The organism is Acinetobacter sp. V89_4 (assembly GCF_029967875.1).
Classification (GTDB): Bacteria; Pseudomonadota; Gammaproteobacteria; order Pseudomonadales; family Moraxellaceae; genus Acinetobacter; species Acinetobacter oleivorans.
The window spans coordinates 239258-255946 of record NZ_JASCAI010000028.1 but is presented as its reverse complement, the minus strand read 5'-3'; the positions used below and the strand labels follow the sequence as shown (position 1 = coordinate 255946).

At 39.7% G+C, this 16689-nt stretch carries 17 protein-coding genes; 8 read left to right on the top strand and 9 right to left on the bottom strand.

Annotated features, from left to right (window positions below):
- Positions 1-12: 12 nt before the first annotated feature.
- From QLG01_RS12855 to QLG01_RS12840, 4 genes are read right to left on the bottom strand one after another with little or no spacing between them, the layout of a single operon-like run.
- Positions 13-1239 carry an NADH:flavin oxidoreductase/NADH oxidase family protein gene (locus QLG01_RS12855; RefSeq protein WP_282496604.1) on the bottom strand — a complete coding sequence of 409 codons (1227 nt, stop codon included), beginning with the start codon at positions 1237-1239 and terminating at the stop codon, positions 13-15.
- Between the two features lie 24 nt (positions 1240-1263).
- Positions 1264-2121 carry a metal-dependent hydrolase gene (locus QLG01_RS12850; protein WP_282496603.1) on the bottom strand — a complete coding sequence of 286 codons (858 nt, stop codon included), beginning with the start codon at positions 2119-2121 and terminating at the stop codon, positions 1264-1266.
- Positions 2122-2134: 13 nt separating this feature from the next.
- A complete protein-coding gene (locus QLG01_RS12845; RefSeq protein ID WP_282496602.1) occupies positions 2135-2881 on the bottom strand; it encodes an acetoacetate decarboxylase family protein in 747 nt (248 codons plus the stop codon).
- The gene (locus tag QLG01_RS12840) at positions 2878-3681 is read right to left on the bottom strand and encodes an SDR family oxidoreductase (RefSeq protein ID WP_013197748.1); all 804 of its coding nucleotides are present in this window, start codon (positions 3679-3681) and stop codon (positions 2878-2880) included. The genes QLG01_RS12845 and QLG01_RS12840 overlap by 4 nt, the downstream gene beginning before the upstream one ends.
- 107 nt (positions 3682-3788) lie before the next feature.
- Between QLG01_RS12840 and QLG01_RS12835 the strand changes: the two genes are divergently transcribed.
- The 5 genes from QLG01_RS12835 to QLG01_RS12815 all read left to right on the top strand — a co-directional run bounded on the left by QLG01_RS12835 (position 3789) and on the right by QLG01_RS12815 (position 8756).
- Positions 3789-4835 (top strand): AraC family transcriptional regulator, encoded by a 1047-nt coding sequence (locus tag QLG01_RS12835; protein WP_282496601.1) that lies wholly within the window; start codon positions 3789-3791, stop codon positions 4833-4835.
- Positions 4836-4915: 80 nt separating this feature from the next.
- On the top strand, positions 4916-5485 hold the full coding sequence (locus QLG01_RS12830; protein WP_077169814.1) for a TetR/AcrR family transcriptional regulator: 570 nt from the start codon (positions 4916-4918) through the stop codon (positions 5483-5485).
- Positions 5486-5625: 140 nt separating this feature from the next.
- Positions 5626-6645 (top strand): MBL fold metallo-hydrolase, encoded by a 1020-nt coding sequence (locus QLG01_RS12825; protein WP_151768038.1) that lies wholly within the window; start codon positions 5626-5628, stop codon positions 6643-6645.
- 199 nt (positions 6646-6844) lie between these two features.
- A complete protein-coding gene (locus QLG01_RS12820) occupies positions 6845-7393 on the top strand; it encodes an Rrf2 family transcriptional regulator (protein ID WP_151768037.1) in 549 nt (182 codons plus the stop codon).
- A gap of 157 nt (positions 7394-7550) precedes the next feature.
- Entirely contained in the window at positions 7551-8756 is a 1206-nt protein-coding gene (locus QLG01_RS12815; RefSeq protein ID WP_282496600.1) for an FAD-dependent oxidoreductase, read from the top strand.
- A gap of 97 nt (positions 8757-8853) precedes the next feature.
- On the opposite strand, the gene QLG01_RS12810 is transcribed toward QLG01_RS12815, so the two are convergent.
- Positions 8854-9546 carry a type 1 glutamine amidotransferase domain-containing protein gene (locus tag QLG01_RS12810; protein WP_282496599.1) on the bottom strand — a complete coding sequence of 231 codons (693 nt, stop codon included), beginning with the start codon at positions 9544-9546 and terminating at the stop codon, positions 8854-8856.
- A gap of 155 nt (positions 9547-9701) precedes the next feature.
- Between QLG01_RS12810 and QLG01_RS12805 the strand changes: the two genes are divergently transcribed.
- Together QLG01_RS12805 and QLG01_RS12800 are read left to right on the top strand one after the other, a co-directional pair.
- Entirely contained in the window at positions 9702-10118 is a 417-nt protein-coding gene (locus tag QLG01_RS12805; protein WP_013197741.1) for a MerR family transcriptional regulator, read from the top strand.
- A gap of 75 nt (positions 10119-10193) precedes the next feature.
- The gene (locus QLG01_RS12800) at positions 10194-11000 is read left to right on the top strand and encodes a type 1 glutamine amidotransferase domain-containing protein (RefSeq protein ID WP_282496598.1); all 807 of its coding nucleotides are present in this window, start codon (positions 10194-10196) and stop codon (positions 10998-11000) included.
- Positions 11001-11067: 67 nt separating this feature from the next.
- On the opposite strand, the gene QLG01_RS12795 is transcribed toward QLG01_RS12800, so the two are convergent.
- From QLG01_RS12795 to QLG01_RS12780, 4 genes are all read right to left on the bottom strand, one after another.
- On the bottom strand, positions 11068-11643 hold the full coding sequence (locus QLG01_RS12795; RefSeq protein ID WP_282496597.1) for a dihydrofolate reductase family protein: 576 nt from the start codon (positions 11641-11643) through the stop codon (positions 11068-11070).
- Positions 11644-11842: 199 nt separating this feature from the next.
- The gene (locus QLG01_RS12790; protein WP_282496596.1) at positions 11843-12910 is read right to left on the bottom strand and encodes a saccharopine dehydrogenase NADP-binding domain-containing protein; all 1068 of its coding nucleotides are present in this window, start codon (positions 12908-12910) and stop codon (positions 11843-11845) included.
- A gap of 15 nt (positions 12911-12925) precedes the next feature.
- Positions 12926-14164, bottom strand: a complete 1239-nt coding sequence (locus tag QLG01_RS12785; protein ID WP_282496595.1) for an NADH:flavin oxidoreductase/NADH oxidase family protein — start codon at positions 14162-14164, stop codon at positions 12926-12928.
- A 159-nt stretch (positions 14165-14323) separates the two neighbouring features.
- On the bottom strand, positions 14324-15154 hold the full coding sequence (locus QLG01_RS12780) for an alpha/beta hydrolase (RefSeq protein WP_013197736.1): 831 nt from the start codon (positions 15152-15154) through the stop codon (positions 14324-14326).
- 328 nt (positions 15155-15482) lie between these two features.
- On the opposite strand from QLG01_RS12780, the gene QLG01_RS12775 reads away from it, so the two are divergent.
- On the top strand, positions 15483-16379 hold the full coding sequence (locus tag QLG01_RS12775; RefSeq protein ID WP_282496593.1) for an acetoacetate decarboxylase: 897 nt from the start codon (positions 15483-15485) through the stop codon (positions 16377-16379).
- Positions 16380-16689 lie beyond the last annotated feature (310 nt).

The following is a 16689-nucleotide window of genomic DNA, read 5'->3' as shown; positions in this document are numbered from 1 at the left end:
AAGCGCTTACCATTAATCCTGAGTCAAAATGTTAAAGCCCATACGTGGACCAAAAGCAATCAATGTTCGCACTAAGCCCTTAATCTCTTTGGGTTGTTGCCCACTGCTAATACGGCGAAATTGCGAAGCATGCCAAGCGAGTTGCAAATAGGCATCTACTGGTTTGTATCCAATGGCTGGAATTTTTGCTGGTTTTAATACCGATTTTCCGGCTAACAGTTGTTTTGCTAAATCTGGCTGTACTGCAAAAGGTCGAGCCAATCCAACCAAATCGACCGTACCATTAGCAACAATATGGTTCATAAAATCTACATCGCGCAGTCCACCTGTTAACATCAGTGGTAATTTGCTTTGTTTACGAAGTGCAGTGGCATAGTCAATAAAATATGCATCACGCTGAGCAGAACGATCTGGTGCATAGCCTAACTGTGCAGGGGATTCATAATTCCCGCCTGAAATCTCTAATAGGTCGATCCCTTCTGCTTCTAAAGCTAATGCAATGTCTATCGATTCTTCCTGACTTAATCCGCCTTTTTGAAAATCGGCAGAGTTGAGTTTTACACTTAATATTTTTTCTTTGCCTATTGCAGCTCGCACAGCCTGAACTGTTTCAATGAGCATACAGCGTCGGTTTTCAGGACTACCGCCCCACTTATCTGTCCGAACATTGGCTAGAGGTGATAAAAATTGTGAGAGTAAATAGCCATGTGCTGCATGAACCTGTACTCCATCAAAACCAGCTTCAATAGCCAGCCTCGCAGTTTGAGCAAATCGATTGATCTGCTCATATATTTCTGCTTCGGTCATCGCACGCGGAATGCGAATAATATTCATGGCAGGTAAATCAAGCCCAACTGCTGAAGGGCCTATTGGCTTTTTCAAAAGTGGTAAAACTGCAACACGGCCTGGGTGATTAATCTGCATAATAATTTTGCTGCCATTGGCTTGTGCAGCCTGAGCCCATAACTTATTTGCTTGCAGAAATTCTGCTGACTCTAAAACCACATTTCGTGGTTCAACAAAAGTACGGTGGTCAATCATCACATTGCCTGTGATTAATAACCCTGCTCCACCTCTGGCCCAAGCTGCATACAACTGTTGTAAGTCAGTGGTCGGTGAACCATGCCGATCAGCAAGTTGTTCACTCATTGCAGATTTGGCAATTCGGTTTGGAATGCTAATGCCACAGGCTAACGTTAAAGAACTTGCTAATGTGGGCTTTGGATTAGGTTTTGTCATTTTCTTTCTTCCTAAATTTAAAAATCATTCATTGAGATATATGTCTTTTAATTTCATCATTTGCTCACGGTTATCGTGTTGCCAAGGATGAAAATCTTTAGAATAAAAATCTAAGTAACTGTGACTAATTTTTCGAATCACACCTTGACCGCCAAGCAAATATTTCAAACCCACATATAGACTTTTAAAATCTCTATTTTTGCCCGAAGCCTTTAAAAGCTCTTTTGTTCCTCTGGTGGTAATGATGAGAAAAGAAAGCGTGGTTTCTAACATCACCAACCGTAAGAAATAAGGTCTATTCACTAAAGATTGATAGACATCAAACGCCACAGCTTTATGCTCTGTTTCTTCAATCGCATGCCAAGCCCAAATTTTTCGCAAATGAACATCAAACAACTCTAAGTCTTCGGGCGCGATACTAATAAAATAGTCCGCTAAAATTGCCGTTAAATGCTCCATACATACGGTGCAAGCCAACTGATGCTCTAAAGAAAACTGTTGCTGCAACATACGGTTCATCTTTTTAAAACGCTTATAAATACGTTCAACTGGATAACCTTTTTTAAGCATGACAGCATTAAGCGCATCGTGCTCTTTGCCGTGATGAGCTTCTTGACCAATAAAAGCTCGGACTTGTTTAAGTAAAACAGGGTCGCTAATTTTGTCCTGATAATTACGCACACTATAAATAAACTGCCGTTCACCATCTGGAAAAGCACTCGACAAAGCAGTAAATAACATGGTCAGCAAGGGATTATTTTTAAACCAAAACTCTGGTATTTCATCTGGAAAAGATAAGTCTAACTGGCGCACTGTAATGTCAATTGATGCGGAAATTTTAGAAAAATCTTGTGCTGGCTTTGACTCAAAAACTGCATTCATCTTTATTCTCCAGCTATAAAACGCGTGGATTAAACTGACGTAATAAAAATAACGGCGTACGTAACCGAGGTATTTGAATCGGTGGAATTAACCCTCCCGACAAATCAACGCGATGTAGTCTGGCCTCAATAACTTCGCCTAACCCCATATCATGTAAAGGATCGTTTGCTGTGCCTGTAAAACGTAAGTTCATTTCAACCTGACGCACTTCAACTGGATGCTCTTTCGGGGTGAATCGAACTTCACGGGGTAAACTAATTCCTAATCCACCCGTAATATTCCGATGCGGTAATCCTAAAATTGGAGGTGCATCATGAATGACTTCACGCAGCTTGGCTTCCATTTCAATGAGTGTTGTACCTCGACGTGAAGCTTTGCTTAAAATGCGTTTGCCATCATTTTCCCAGCTAATTTCTCCCATCTTTTTAGGGTAGCCGAGCAATTCACGACCAATAATCATGGCGCGGTCATCGTCCAAAATCATCCAAGGACAAAAGATTCCAGTTTTATTACCAACTTTAATATGAACGAATAGACCCGCTTCATGGTAAGCGCCCGTATAGACATTTTCAGGGAAATACGCACAAAACAAATCAGCTCTGGCTGGTTTAACCAGTGTCATTCCAGACGGTAACCAGCGCGCCATTGCTTTTTCATCAACTTCAACGACAGCAGTCAAATAGTGGGCATTGTGATAAAGCTTATTGCCAAGATTGGCTAAACCCACAGGCACACGTAAGTCATTAATCAACTGTTTCATGGGCTTAATCTCGAAAATACTTGTTTAAGAATGGGCAGCAAAATAATGCGTGGTGTGTAACGCCCTCCAAAGGTTTGGGCCTGTGCCACGAAACCCGGAATCACAATTCGACAATTTCGATCCATTCCTTGAATGGCTTCTTTGGCGACGCGTTCTGCGGTTACCCAAACAAGACCGCCACCTACACCATCAATTTTTGTAATGCCTGCAACTTCATTAAAACCAGTTTTGGTTGGCCCCGGAGCCAGTAGCGTACAGCTAACCCCAGTCCCTTTAAGTTCGCTATGTAATGACTCGGCAAAAGAATTGGCAAATGCCTTGGTTGCTGCATAAGTTGCATTTGCTGGAGTCGGCTGATGACCAGAAGTAGAACCCACAATGAGTATTGCCCCAGCTTTTCTTTTAATCATTTGTGGCAACACAGCTAAAGTCAGGTCATGAATTGCCACTGAATTAACTTCAACTTCTTCTCGCTCTCGGTCTGCATCTAAGTCTTGTAGGCAACCAAAAGTCGCAAATCCAGCGTTATTACAAAGAATAGCTACTTCAATATTTTCTAAATAATCACGAAATTTAGCTCGCGCCGCCCGATCACCCAAATCACATGGATATAAATCTACGGATATTTGATATTCGGCTTTTAATTTTTCAGCAAGTGCCTCTAATTTTTCTACACGGCGAGCCACTAAAACTAAAGAATAGCCTCGTACAGCAAACTGTTTTGCTAGCTGTTCACCAATGCCTGATGAAGCGCCAGTAATCACAACTCGAGAGGAAGCTTGTGGAATAGGTAAGCTCATAATTGATGCTCAAAATATAGTAAATTGATTATTCCGAACTTTTAACTTGAGCGTGAGATGTGGATCAGACATACTGATAATCATTTTCGGCCATAATAAAAAACAATATGAAAGATCCTTATGGGCTTTCCAAAGCCAGCATTCCTATTTCTTATGCGCATTTGTTACTAGAAATCATGGTCGACAAAGGATTTTCTGCGCTTGAAATTTTGAAGAAAAGTAAAATTCCCTTAAACCTTTTAGATCAACTAGATGCGCGAATTACTCCTGTGCAGTGGTCTAAACTGGCATGGGAAAGCTTGTTATTGTCGAAAGATTATGGCTTGGGATATGAATATGGGCTAAAACTGCGTTTAACTGCTCATGGCCCGATGGGATATGCGTTAATGAGTAGCCCAAACTTACATCAGGCTCTCGATGTTTCAAAGCAATTCTTTAACATGCGATTAAAAGATTACCGCATTGCTCTGCTAGACGATCATGAATTTTCTATTATTGAAATTAAAGAAACTCATCCTGTTGTCAGCAATCAGCCCGCGCAAGTGGAAAAGCTTAGACGATTTTTTTATGAATGTTTGATGATTGGGGTGATTCAAGCTGGTCAGTTTTTGATAGAGCATGACTTTACTGAAATTGAGTTATGGGTGGATTGGCCAGAACCTACCTATCACAAAGCCTATCAGCATTTATTGCCACCTATTCGATTTAACCAAGCAACTAATCAAATTCGATATAAAAAACAGCTTCTAGATTTACCCATTAAAATGGCAGATCCGATTGCCTTTAAACAAGCTCTGGCACAGTGTGAAGCTGAACAAATCCGTTTTTCCGAGCAAATTAAAGATATATGCCTGACCGTAAAGGCCGAACTAAACTTAAAACCGCAGGTGGGTTATCCCTCATTTGATGAAATTGCGACTCGCTTAAACATGTCTAGCCGAACATTGCGGCGCCATTTGAACCAAGTCGGTTCTTCATATCTCCAATTGCTTGAAGAAGCTCAACAAAAAGAAGCTGAACATTTGTTACTTCATAGTGATATGGATATACAAGAAATTGCATTTTATCTGGGCTATATACAACCTACAAATTTCACACGAGCTTTTAAGAAATGGACAGGTCAAACACCCATTACATTTAGAACGAATCAATAATGTGGATCAAACAAAATATATCTTGCTGTCTTGCTATTTTCACGTATGATTGAGTAATCACTCAATTAATGTATTTATATATGGCTCGTCCACGTAGTGAAGATAAACGTAATGCAATTTTAAGTGCTGCTATTGAAACATTAGCAGAGCTTGGCGAGCGTGCGTCTACCTCAAAAATTGCAAAAGTCGCTGGTGTAGCGGAAGGTACTTTATTTACCTATTTTAGCAATAAAGAAGAACTGCTGAACCAGTTATATCTTTCACTAAAGGCTGAACTACGTCAGGTCATGATGCTTGGTTACCCTGCTGATTCTGACCTGCAAACACAAATGTCACATATTTGGCAAAGCTATTTGGACTGGAGTTTAGAAGCTCCTCTTAAACGAAAAGTCATGGCACAACTTTCAACCTCAGAACAGATTACTGAGCAAAGCAAACAAATTGGTATGCAAACCTTTTGTGACCTCACCCAAAATATTCAAGAACGTATTAACGATGGCAAATTAAGAGATTATCCACCGTTATTTATTGCTTCAATTTTAGGTGCGCTTGCAGAAGTTACACTTAATTTTATTGCCCAAGACCCTTCTCAGGCCGAGCGTTATCGTAAATCTGGTTTTGAAGCGTTTTGGCATGCAGTTTCAATTTAGATAAAAGTTAAGGATGCACAGCGTCCTTATTTTTAAACCAATTAATGAGTGAGTAAATACTCATTTAAATAAATCAAAATAAGCACTTAGCCCAAGTTCTTATTTGCACATATAGGTTTGTTCCAATAAGGAAAAACAAGATGACTATTTCAAACACAACAGACTTGCCTTCTCCCTTAATGCCATCCCAACAGCACAATGGCAAATTTAGAAATACGCGTCCCAATCAACACAAGCCTTCTTTTGGCAAAACACTTCAGCTCATGTGGAAGTTTTTATTTAACAAACCAAAAGACACCGTTCCAAACAAAGAAATTCCTATTTTAAGTTTGTCGAAAGAGCAGTTATTAAGTGCACCCGATCGCTCTCTATTTCGTTTGGGCCACTCAACTATCTTACTAAAACTGCAAAATGAATTTTGGTTAACCGACCCAGTTTTTTCAGAGCGTGCATCACCTTTTCAATGGCTTGGACCAAAACGTTTCCACCAGCCACCAATTAGCATCGCGGACTTACCACCCATTAAAGGCGTGATTTTGTCGCATAACCACTACGACCACCTCGACTACCATGCAGTGATGCAACTTAACGATAAAGTTGAGCATTTCTTAACACCGCTTGGTGTGGGTGACACACTCATTAAATGGGGAATTCCAGCAGAAAAAGTTCAACAACTTGATTGGTGGGATACTACCCATGTAGATGGACTAAAATTGGTGGCTACCCCTGCTCATCATTTTTCAGGCCGTGGTATGGGCGATAGCAATGCGACGCTTTGGGCCTCGTGGGTAATTATTGATAATGACTTACGTGTATTTTTTAGCGGTGACACAGGCTATTTCGATGGGTTTAAAGAGATTGGATATCGTTATGGCCCCTTCGATCTAACCATGTTAGAAACTGGTGCTTACGACCCTGAATGGCCTGATGTCCACATGCAGCCAGAGCAAACCTTACAAGCACATATCGACTTAAAAGGACGCCATTTGTTGCCTGTACACAACGGTACTTTTGACTTGGCGCTTCATGCTTGGGATGACCCGTTTGAACGTATTGTCGGTTTAGCTCATGAAAATAATTTAGCCATTAGCACACCGCAAATGGGTGAACTCTTGAATCTTAATGAACCAAATGTCGAAAATTATTGGTGGCGTTCGTAAGTTTTTTGATAATTTTTTTAAATTATTTATATCCTTCAATTTTACTTTAAAGGTATTTAAATTCAGTTATATATCCTCCACTTCTGGCATCTATCCCACTCTAAAATAAAACTAAGACCAACTTTATCTTAGTTTTATTATTGACTAAAAACACAGACTACATTAGTCTGTGTTTGTAATTGATCAATTATGAAATTAAATGGCTTATATCACTAGTAGCGTCGAGTATGCGATTCACTGTCTTCTTTTTCTTGTGAACAATGAAGATAAACCTTTGAGTAGTAAGGATCTTGCCGAATTACAAGGAGTCTCTCCGAGTTTTATGGCTAAGATTTTTCCTAAACTTGAAAAGGCAGGTCTCGTTATTGCTCAAGAAGGTGTTCGTGGTGGGTATTTACTCGCTCGATCCGCTCATGAAATCAGTTTTTTAGATATCGTGAATGCAATCGAAGGTGAAAAACCCCTCTTTGAGTGCCAAGAAGTCCGTGGGAAATGTGCGGTCTTTAACAATGCCCCGCCAGATTGGGCAACCAGTGGTGTGTGTGCAGTGCATGCCGTGATGTTACAGGCCGAAAAAGCCATGCGAGATGCGCTAGGTGCTCATACACTTGGTGATATTGCAGACCGTTTTGGCCGTTATGCACCCGACGTATTTTTTAGTGATGTAAATGGCTGGATCAATGATCGCATTGAAGGAAGAACAGCAAAAATGCGGAAAAATAAAATATCGCGGGACACCCCCGACTAACGAGCTGATAGGGCCTCAAACCCTAAGCTAAAACTCCCTTAATCGTTTTAAACCCCTTCTCAGATTTTTCGGACAATCAGAGAAAGGATTCGCTCACCCTAAATTTTGCGATGAGCTGGAATTTGTTGTCCGAAAAATCGATCAAAAGGATAATCAAATGAGTAAGCGTATTATTATTGCAGGTTCTGGCTTTGCTGGTTTATGGGCTGCACTTGCTGCACAAAGAGCAATTCATTTAGCTTCGCAAGAACAAAATATTGAAGTAGTGATGGTTTCCCCTAGCCCAAATGTTGGTATTCGCCCTCGTCTTTATGAAGCTGTGCTTGAAAATATGAACCCTGATATTTCAGAGTTATTAAGCGTGGTTGGGGTTAAATTTCTAGCGGGTTGGGTAAATCAAATTGATGTCGACCAACAGAGCATCGAAGTTTCAACCACCGATGGCAACAAACAAACCTTAAGCTATGACCGTTTTATTCTGGCAACTGGAAGTACCACTTTTATGCCTCCTATACCGGGCCTTACCGAATATGGCTTTAGCGTAAGCACACTAGAAGATGCCGAAAAACTAGATCAACATCTTAAAAACTTAGCCCATAAACCTGCAAATGCAGCGCGTAACACCGTGGTCGTTGCAGGTGGTGGGCTTACTGGGCTAGAAACCGTTACCGAAATGCCTGAACGTTTGCGTAGCATTTTAGGCGAAACTGATATACGTGTTGTTTTAGTAGATTCCTCAACAGAAATTGGTGCAGCAATGGGTGACCAAGCTGCTGCCGTTATTCGAGAAGCTCTTAGCGAGCTTGGTGTGGAAGGTAAAGCTGGACTACGAGTTACAGCACTAGATGCATCAGGGGTAACGCTTTCTAATGGCGAAAAAATCGAAACGCAAACCGTGATCTGGACTGCGGGCATGCGAGCCAACTCGCTCACCTCTCAAGTTAGTGGTGAAAAAGATAATTTAGGACGTATTTTAGGGGATGCTTATTTACATGCACCTGAAGCAAAAAATATTTTTGTCACTGGCGATACGGTAAAAGTTCCAACCGATGATTTAGGTAACTTTAACGTGATGTCTTGCCAACATGCCATGAGTCTAGGCCGTGTAGCGGGTTACAACGCTGCGGCAGAACTAGTTGATTTACCACTTCATCCATACAGTCAACCGAAGTATGTGACGTGTGTTGACTTAGGTCCTTGGGGCGCACTCTATAGCGAAGGTTGGGATCGTCAGGTTCAATTTGTGCGTGATGAAGCTAAAAAAATTAAACAAGAAATTAATACCATCTGGATTTATCCACCAGCCGCAGACCGCGAAGCAGTTTTTGCAATAGCTAACCCTGATTTTGTGATTGTTCCTTAAAGTTAGCCTTGCTAGATCACACCACTTTATTTAAACAGTCGAAAAGCAAAACCGTCACTGGTTTTGCTTTTCTAGTTTATATTTGAATCATTAACAATTATGACTTTTCTAGCTCTTCTACTATTGCTAAAGCCGTCTTTCTAGCTGAAAAAGGGTTTTGACCTGTAATTAACTTGCCGTCTTGAACGACATATGGAGCAAAAGGAATAAAAGCTTTTTCATAATGAGCGCCGTATTCTTTCGCTAACTCTTCGGCATTGTACGGCACTTTTTTTGCTACCCCTGCCAAAACCTCTTCACTCCAAGCAAAGCCTGTTAACTTCTTATCTTTTATCAGTCGCTCACCATTTGAAAGTTGTACATTAAGTAACCCACAGTAGCCATGACAAACACTTGAAACAATGCCGCCTTTTTCATAAATGTTTTTGGTAATTTCTTGGAGCTCTGGGTTATCTAAAAAATCCCACATCACCCCGTGACCACCTGTGTAGTAAATCACGTCATAGTCTTGCCAATGAATATCTGAAGGCTTAAAGGTATTCGCCATTAGCGTAATAAAAGCTTGATCTTTTTCTCGGTCTTTAACAGACTTATCTGCAACTAAAGGCAAAAGTGACTTAGGTTCAATTGGAGTTTTACCGCCATTTGGGCTAACAATATCTTGTATGTAACCTTGCTTTTCAAATTCATCATAGGCATGGGTGAGTTCGCCTAACCACAGCCCTGTTGGTTCATCTACATCCTTATAGCGTGAAACATTGGTGACGACGTGTAATATGCGTTTAGACATTTTCTCACCTCATTTTTCATATTTATAATTCTATTCTTTCATCTATCAAAGCATAGAAAGCTGTTACTTAAAGTGTGTGGTTAGTAAAGTTATGAACCTTGCTTTTACACTACTATAAGTCTAAAGTTAACTTTAATGTCAATAGAGTCTGTGCCATGAATATTAGCGAGTTATCGAAACTAAGCGGCTTAAGCACCCCTACAATTCGTTACTACGAGCAAATCAAACTCTTACCTAAAGCAAAAAGAAAATCGAATGGTTACCGTGAATATACCGATAACGATTTAAAACAACTTTCTCTTATCCAACAAGCCCAGCAAGTGGGTTTTTCTTTAGCAGAAATTAAAGCTTTTTTGCCTTCAAAAGTTGCCACTTGGAACCATGATGCACTTATTCAAACAATTGAATTAAAAATTCAAGAAATAGAGCTTTTAGAGCAAAAACTCAAGGTGAGTAAGCAAAACTTACGCACCATGATTGATGCGATCAACAACAAACCCGATGAAATTACCTGCGAGCAAAATGCAGAAAGGCTCATGACACTTTATTTCGACAAAGCAAGAACACCGTAATTTCTTCGAGACCTATTGACCTTAAAGTATGCTTTAAACATAAGATTGGCTACAGGTGATGAATGAGGACCTGTCATGTTTAAAGTTTGGAATTTTCAGCGTTGGTTAACCATTATTTTTGCCATTTTTTTGACTACACATGTGGTACATGCCGCTGAGTCAAATAAAGCTCAAAGCCTTACCAAAGCAAACGGAAAAATTTTAGTCGTAATGACCAATCACTCGGCTTACCCTTCCCGTTCGGATAAAACAGGACTTTGGCTGACTGAACTCACTCATTTTTACGATGTGGCCTTAGCTGCTGGTTATGAAATGGATTTTGTAAGTCCTTTAGGTCGTGAAGTTCCACTAGATGAACGTAGTCTAAAATCCATTTACCTAGACAAATCAGCACGTCAGCATTTAGCCGACCCAGCCTTTATGCAGCGGTTAAAAACAACATTAGCTCCAAATGTGATTAATCCTACACAGTACAAAGCGATTTACTATACTGGTGGACACGGCACCATGTGGGATTTTCCAAACAATAAAGCCTTGCAAAACATTAGCGAACAGATCTATCGCCAAGGTGGAGTCGTTTCAGCAGTGTGTCACGGCGTAGGCGGTTTATTGCCTTTACAGAATGAAAATGGCAAACCCTTAATTGCAAGTAGAACCGTTACTGGTTTTGCAAATATTGAAGAAACACTTTCAGGCATTAAGTCTCAAGTTCCATTTTCTTTACAAAATGGTCTCATTGAACGTGGAGCAAAATACAAGGAAGCATTTATTCCGTTTACCTCGTATGTGGTTTCAGACGACAGAATTATTACTGGACAAAACCCTCAGTCGAGTAAAGAAATTGCTGAAGCAGTGGTTAAGCGTTTAAGGAGTATGCAATAAAGCTAAAAAGACGAATTATAGAGCAGCACTGTAATTCGTCTTTTCCATACAAATATTATAGAAAAAATCAGCTTATCTTTTGATAATGAAGACCTATCGCGCCAGAAGCAAAAGTTTTATTTTCAATGAGTTTAAGATTGGTTTTTTGCTGAATGCCTTGAAACAGTGGCAAGCCACTACCAATCAGTACGGGCGAAACTGTAATTTTATATTCATCAATTAAATCAAGTTGCATCAAATAGTGCGCGAATCTTGGACTTCCCAGAATCACCATATCCTTCCCCGCTTGTTGTTTCAGCTTATTAATTTCTTCTTCGACATGGTCTTTTACCAGTCTGGAATTATTCCATTCAACTGTATCTAAAGTAGTTGAAAAAACGATTTTTTCGGTCTTTTCAATCCACTCAGCGTGATTTCGTTCATGCTCCGAAGCTTCTGGATTTGAAAGCATGGTTGGCCAGTAATTATGCATCATTTGGTAAGTCGCACGTCCCCAAATTACCGTATCGGTAGTGCTCAAAATTTCTTTTGCATGATTTGCCAAATCGGCATCGTAAGCAATCCAGCCTATGTCCATTGCCCCATTTGGACCTTCGACAAAACTGTCTAGCGATGCATGTAGAAACAGTATGAGTTTTCTCATTATTCTCATTCCTTTGTTATGAAAAATATTTATCGTTTTTTAGTATATTCAATTTGAATTATTTCTTATGGAGTGTTTTGTTTTCTGTTTTGCTTTTTATGCATATAAAGCTGTATTTACTTGAAATATTTAAAAATAACCCGAACAAGAATGACTCCTTATTCGGGACTATCTATAAAAATGCTGTTTTAATAAAGGCTTAATTAATAACCAATGGACCAGAACCCAGTAGCTCAGTTACTAGCTTATAACCCATCAATTTTGCTGGTGTATATGTACCACCTTTCACGGTATTTTTGAGTAAATAATTCACCACAGTCAGTGAGCCATTTACGGTAAGGCTATACGCATTTTCTGTTTGGATACGAGCAGTTTTGACTTTCCCACGCGTATTTCTTGCCTCACCCCAAACATAGGTAGGTACTTTCGCGCGAAGTTCCTCATTTGGTCCCACAACCGTTTTTTCAATACGCGACTTAATAAACTTCTGCACAGCATTAATTTTTAATACTGGGCGTAAATAGTTCATCATTTTCGCACCAAAAATCATTTTAGGGAATGCAGGTACAAACACTTCAATGTTTGGAATACCTGTTGTATAGAATGCAGTAGATACGTCTCCCCACGGAACACTCATGGCACTTTTTTTACCGTCACCAAAATCAATGGTCCGAACATAATGTGCTAATGGAACGGTGGTAATTTTTCCGTTCTTACGAATTTTTCCGCCTTCGGCCATGCCTTCTGTACTTGTTTTAGCAGTACCCGGTGAAAACCCTGTTCTAGAGTCAAAACCAAGTGCTAAATGGGTCGCATCTGGCAATGCATCTTTGAGGGCAGCAGCGACACAATCTGTCGGAATCACATCGAAGCCAACACCCGGACAAAGCACAATATCGGCTTTTTCAGCTTGGCTGTTAAGTGACTGTGCCAATTCAAATACAGCGATTTCACCAGTAATGTCGAGATAATGAGCACCAGCTTTTATACAAGCCTCCATCATGGGTTTTGATGTTGCTGAAAATGGCCCTGCACAGTGCATGACCAGTTTAAAGCCTTGCAGTTGCTCACTGACCGCATTTACGTTATCAAGCCCAAAAGCTTTATAGTCGAGTCCCAACTCTTGAGCTAATGTTTCAACCTTAGCTTTGTTACGACCAGCCAAAGTTGGTTTTAGACCTTGGCGTACAGCTTCACGAGCGATTAACTCGCCCGTGTAGCCATTTGCTCCATAAATTATCCAGTTTGAATCGTTAGGATTTGTCATAACACAACTCACTTATTAAGAAGCAAATATATAGTCACGCATGCCTTTTTTGTATTGGCGGGTACGGCATGACATAGCTGATTGTTGCAAAATTAAAGCCCAAGATGGTGAAACATTTGGTTTTGTTTTTTTACCAGCGCTTAAATTACGTAACTGGAATTTCACCACTGCCATATTGGCAAGAGAAGCGAATGTTTTATTTTCCCAGGTAATTGGCTTGAGTTCAGGTGAAACATTTTTGCCTTGTTTCCAAGCATTTGGCAAGTTAGGTTCAATGGCTAAAGCTGTGGCAATACCGACCATATCTACACCACTTTCAACTACTTGCTCTGCTACTTGTTTACGGCGTATGCCACCTGTCACCATAACAGGCATTTTGGCAACTTTACGAATTTCTTGTGCAAATTCTAAAAAGTAGGCTTCACGAGCGAGTGTTCGGCCATCACGCGCTTGACCTTGCATTGCAGGTGCTTCATAGCTACCGCCTGAAAGTTCAACTAAATCGACTGCATGCTCATTTAGCATTTTAACCACTTGTTGAGCATCCTCTGCACTAAACCCACCGCGTTGAAAATCGGCTGAATTTAGTTTTACTGCAACAGTAAACTGAGGCGAAACCACTTTACGAACTGCTTCCACAATTTCAATTAAAATGCGAGCGCGGTTTTCTAAAGAACCCCCCCACTGATCTTGGCGTTTATTGCTCAGTGGAGAAAGAAACTGGCTTAATAAATAACCATGCGCTGCATGAATTTCTACACCAGTAAACCCTGCTTTTTCACCTAACCGCGCCGTGTTTGCAAAACGCTGAATCACCTCTGCAATCATAGATTCAGTCATTTCAATCGGCGTATTAAAGCGATTTGACATTTTGCCAAGATCAAGTGAAATAGCCGATGGTGCCCAAGTCTGCTGACCAAGGTTCGCTTGCATTTGACGCCCCGGATGGTTAATTTGAAGCCAAATCTGAGCACCTTTTGAACGACCAATTTGTGCCCATTTTTTAAAAGTATCCAGATGCTTTTCATCTTCAAGCACTACGCCGCCCGGTCCAGTCATCGCTCGGCGGTCTACCATCACATTTCCAGTAATGATTAGACCGACACCACCATTTGCCCAAGCTTGATATAAACGCATTAATTCTTCTGATGGTGCATGGTTTAAATCAGCCATGTTTTCTTCCATTGCTGCTTTAGCAATACGGTTAGGAACATATGAGCCATTAGGGAATACTAATTTTTCGAACACTTTCATTGGAATGACCTCATTCAGTACGGCTTTACTTTAAGATTAAAGCTAACTTTAATGTCAACACCTTTTCGCACCTCTACATTTAATTAATTGAATTTATTATTTTTATATAAAAAAAGAGGCACTCAATGTGCCCCTTTTTTAAAGTTTTAAAACTTTTAATTATTCGCGGATAAATGCCAATAAGTCAGCATTAATCACGTCATGATTTACAGTTAACATGCCGTGAGAAAAACCTGGGTAGATTTTGAGTTGGCTATTTTGGAGTAACTCAGCAGATTTCACACCAGAAGTTTTATAAGGTACGATCTGGTCGTCATCGCCATGCAACACCAAAACAGGAATAGTGATTTTCTTTAAATCTTCGGTGAAGTCAGTTTGTGAAAACGCCACAATACCATCGTAATGTGCTTTTGCACTGCCCGTCATACCCTGACGCCACCAGTTAGCAATGATACCTTCAGATGGCTTCGCATCTGGTCGGTTAAAACCATAGAACGGGCCAGATGGAAGGTCTCGGAAAAATTGCGCACGGTTGGTGAGAACTTGATTTTGCAGATCGTCAAAAACTTCTTTTGGTAAACCTTCAGGATTACTTTCAGTTTTAACCATTAGTGGTGGAACTGCACTGACAAGAACAGCTTTTGCAACGTTTTCTTGACCGTGACGAGCAATATAGTGAGCAACTTCACCGCCACCTGTAGAGTGTCCAATATGAATTGCATTTTTAATATTCAAATGTTTGACCACTTCTGCAACGTCATCTGCATAATGGTCCATATCATGACCATCCCACACCTGACTTGAACGCCCATGGCCACGGCGGTCATGAGCAACTACACGAAAACCTTCTTTAAGGAAAAAAAGCAACTGTGTGTCCCAATCATCTGAACTTAAAGGCCAGCCATGATGAAAAAATAAAACTTGGGCATCGCGTGGTCCCCAATCTTTATAGAAAATTTCTACGCCATCTTTTGTGGTTACATATCCCATCTTTGTTCTCCTGGTGAAAAACCGCTTGTTGATTCGTTATAAAGATTTGAATATTTATACTAAGCTTAAAGTTAACTTTAAGGTCAACTATATTAATCATCTTTTAAAAATAAAATTTATATGAAGACGCTCATCAAGTTTGTATCTTTTTAATCTTTAATTGTTTTTATTTTATTTCTTTTAAATGTCAAAGATTTGACATATCAAAATTAAAGTCTTGACTTTAAAGTTAGCTTTAAACTTATAGTGACCACATTGGCTATTAATTAATACGTCTTGTTAAAGACAACGGTAGCTACTCAGTCAATTAATGTAAAGGTGAACTTCAATGAATATAAAACAACAATTTACTGAGGTTGAATTCGGGCAACAAAAAGTCAAAGTACCCAAAGGTGGTTATTATGACCGCTTTAGAATGAATCCTGATCTAGATGAAGTGGCTCAAGATCCAGCTGCTGGCAATATCGACTTTTTCCGTCATATTCCTAAAAAAATTGTGGAATCCCGAGTAGGTCCTGTTTGGGCACCCAACTTTTATTATCGTAGTGCAAATGTTCAGTTGTTAATGCTTGCTCCGATTAAGCAAATTAAAGCAAAACTCCCCGCTGCTTTAACGCCGTTACAACCATTTCCGGGCTATGGGTTGGTCGCCGTCACATTCTTTACCTATTCGGTTTGTGACAATGACCCTTATAACGAAGTGTCGATTGCGATTGTTGTCCGTAAGCCTAATGCTCGTGGGCCACACATCGCAGAGTTAATGAAATCGATACGTCAACGCCATTTTTATGCGCATGTTTTAGCTTTACCTGTGGACACAGAAATAGCACGTGTACGTGGTGTATATGGTTACCAACTACCAAAATGGTTAACTAAAATTGATGTTGAGATTAATTCAAAAGAAGCTCAAGCCAATATTTTTGATCTTAATGGAAAACTAGATTTAAGTTTAAAAACTGCTATTCCTACTTTAAAACATGTCGATTCTGAAACACATATTAATAAAGCAACCATGCTACATGTAGTGGATGGAAAATGGCACCGAACAGACGTTCAATCTAATATTCTTTCTTTTGCGCAAAAGCTTTTTCCAAAGAATGTTCAACTCGAGAAAAATGAGGGGCCTTTAACCACATTGCTAAATGAATTAGGCGTTTCAAAAATTTTACGCTTAGATGTTATTGAGGATGCTCAGGTGGTGCTTAATTTGCCAGTTAAAATTTAGTAATGCTTTATTCAATAAAATTAGAGTAGTTAAACTAGATATTAAACATATTTCATGATTGTATTTTCTACATCTAAAAGCCTACTAACTAAATAGTAGGCTAGTTTTCAATACATTATTACCAAATTTTATTTCAATGGCGATATTGAAGTTGGTGATGATGAGTTCTTTAAAATATTCAGGATTAGATTGTTATTTATTATCAATTTCTGGCACTACCGCTCCCTTATCTATTTTATTCAATCTTTCTTAGGTAAGAAAAAAACCAAGATCACATGGTGATTTTGGATTAATACAAAAAAATAAGCAC

Coding starts and splice junctions, on each gene's coding strand:
- QLG01_RS12855 (WP_282496604.1), bottom strand. CDS start 1,239: ATGACAAAACCTAATCCAAAGCCCACATTAGCAAGTTCTTTAACGTTA.
- QLG01_RS12850 (WP_282496603.1), bottom strand. CDS start 2,121: ATGAATGCAGTTTTTGAGTCAAAGCCAGCACAAGATTTTTCTAAAATT.
- QLG01_RS12845 (WP_282496602.1), bottom strand. CDS start 2,881: ATGAAACAGTTGATTAATGACTTACGTGTGCCTGTGGGTTTAGCCAAT.
- QLG01_RS12840 (WP_013197748.1), bottom strand. CDS start 3,681: ATGAGCTTACCTATTCCACAAGCTTCCTCTCGAGTTGTGATTACTGGC.
- QLG01_RS12835 (WP_282496601.1), top strand. CDS start 3,789: ATGAAAGATCCTTATGGGCTTTCCAAAGCCAGCATTCCTATTTCTTAT.
- QLG01_RS12830 (WP_077169814.1), top strand. CDS start 4,916: ATGGCTCGTCCACGTAGTGAAGATAAACGTAATGCAATTTTAAGTGCT.
- QLG01_RS12825 (WP_151768038.1), top strand. CDS start 5,626: ATGACTATTTCAAACACAACAGACTTGCCTTCTCCCTTAATGCCATCC.
- QLG01_RS12820 (WP_151768037.1), top strand. CDS start 6,845: ATGGCTTATATCACTAGTAGCGTCGAGTATGCGATTCACTGTCTTCTT.
- QLG01_RS12815 (WP_282496600.1), top strand. CDS start 7,551: ATGAGTAAGCGTATTATTATTGCAGGTTCTGGCTTTGCTGGTTTATGG.
- QLG01_RS12810 (WP_282496599.1), bottom strand. CDS start 9,546: ATGTCTAAACGCATATTACACGTCGTCACCAATGTTTCACGCTATAAG.
- QLG01_RS12805 (WP_013197741.1), top strand. CDS start 9,702: ATGAATATTAGCGAGTTATCGAAACTAAGCGGCTTAAGCACCCCTACA.
- QLG01_RS12800 (WP_282496598.1), top strand. CDS start 10,194: ATGTTTAAAGTTTGGAATTTTCAGCGTTGGTTAACCATTATTTTTGCC.
- QLG01_RS12795 (WP_282496597.1), bottom strand. CDS start 11,643: ATGAGAAAACTCATACTGTTTCTACATGCATCGCTAGACAGTTTTGTC.
- QLG01_RS12790 (WP_282496596.1), bottom strand. CDS start 12,910: ATGACAAATCCTAACGATTCAAACTGGATAATTTATGGAGCAAATGGC.
- QLG01_RS12785 (WP_282496595.1), bottom strand. CDS start 14,164: ATGAAAGTGTTCGAAAAATTAGTATTCCCTAATGGCTCATATGTTCCT.
- QLG01_RS12780 (WP_013197736.1), bottom strand. CDS start 15,154: ATGGGATATGTAACCACAAAAGATGGCGTAGAAATTTTCTATAAAGAT.
- QLG01_RS12775 (WP_282496593.1), top strand. CDS start 15,483: ATGAATATAAAACAACAATTTACTGAGGTTGAATTCGGGCAACAAAAA.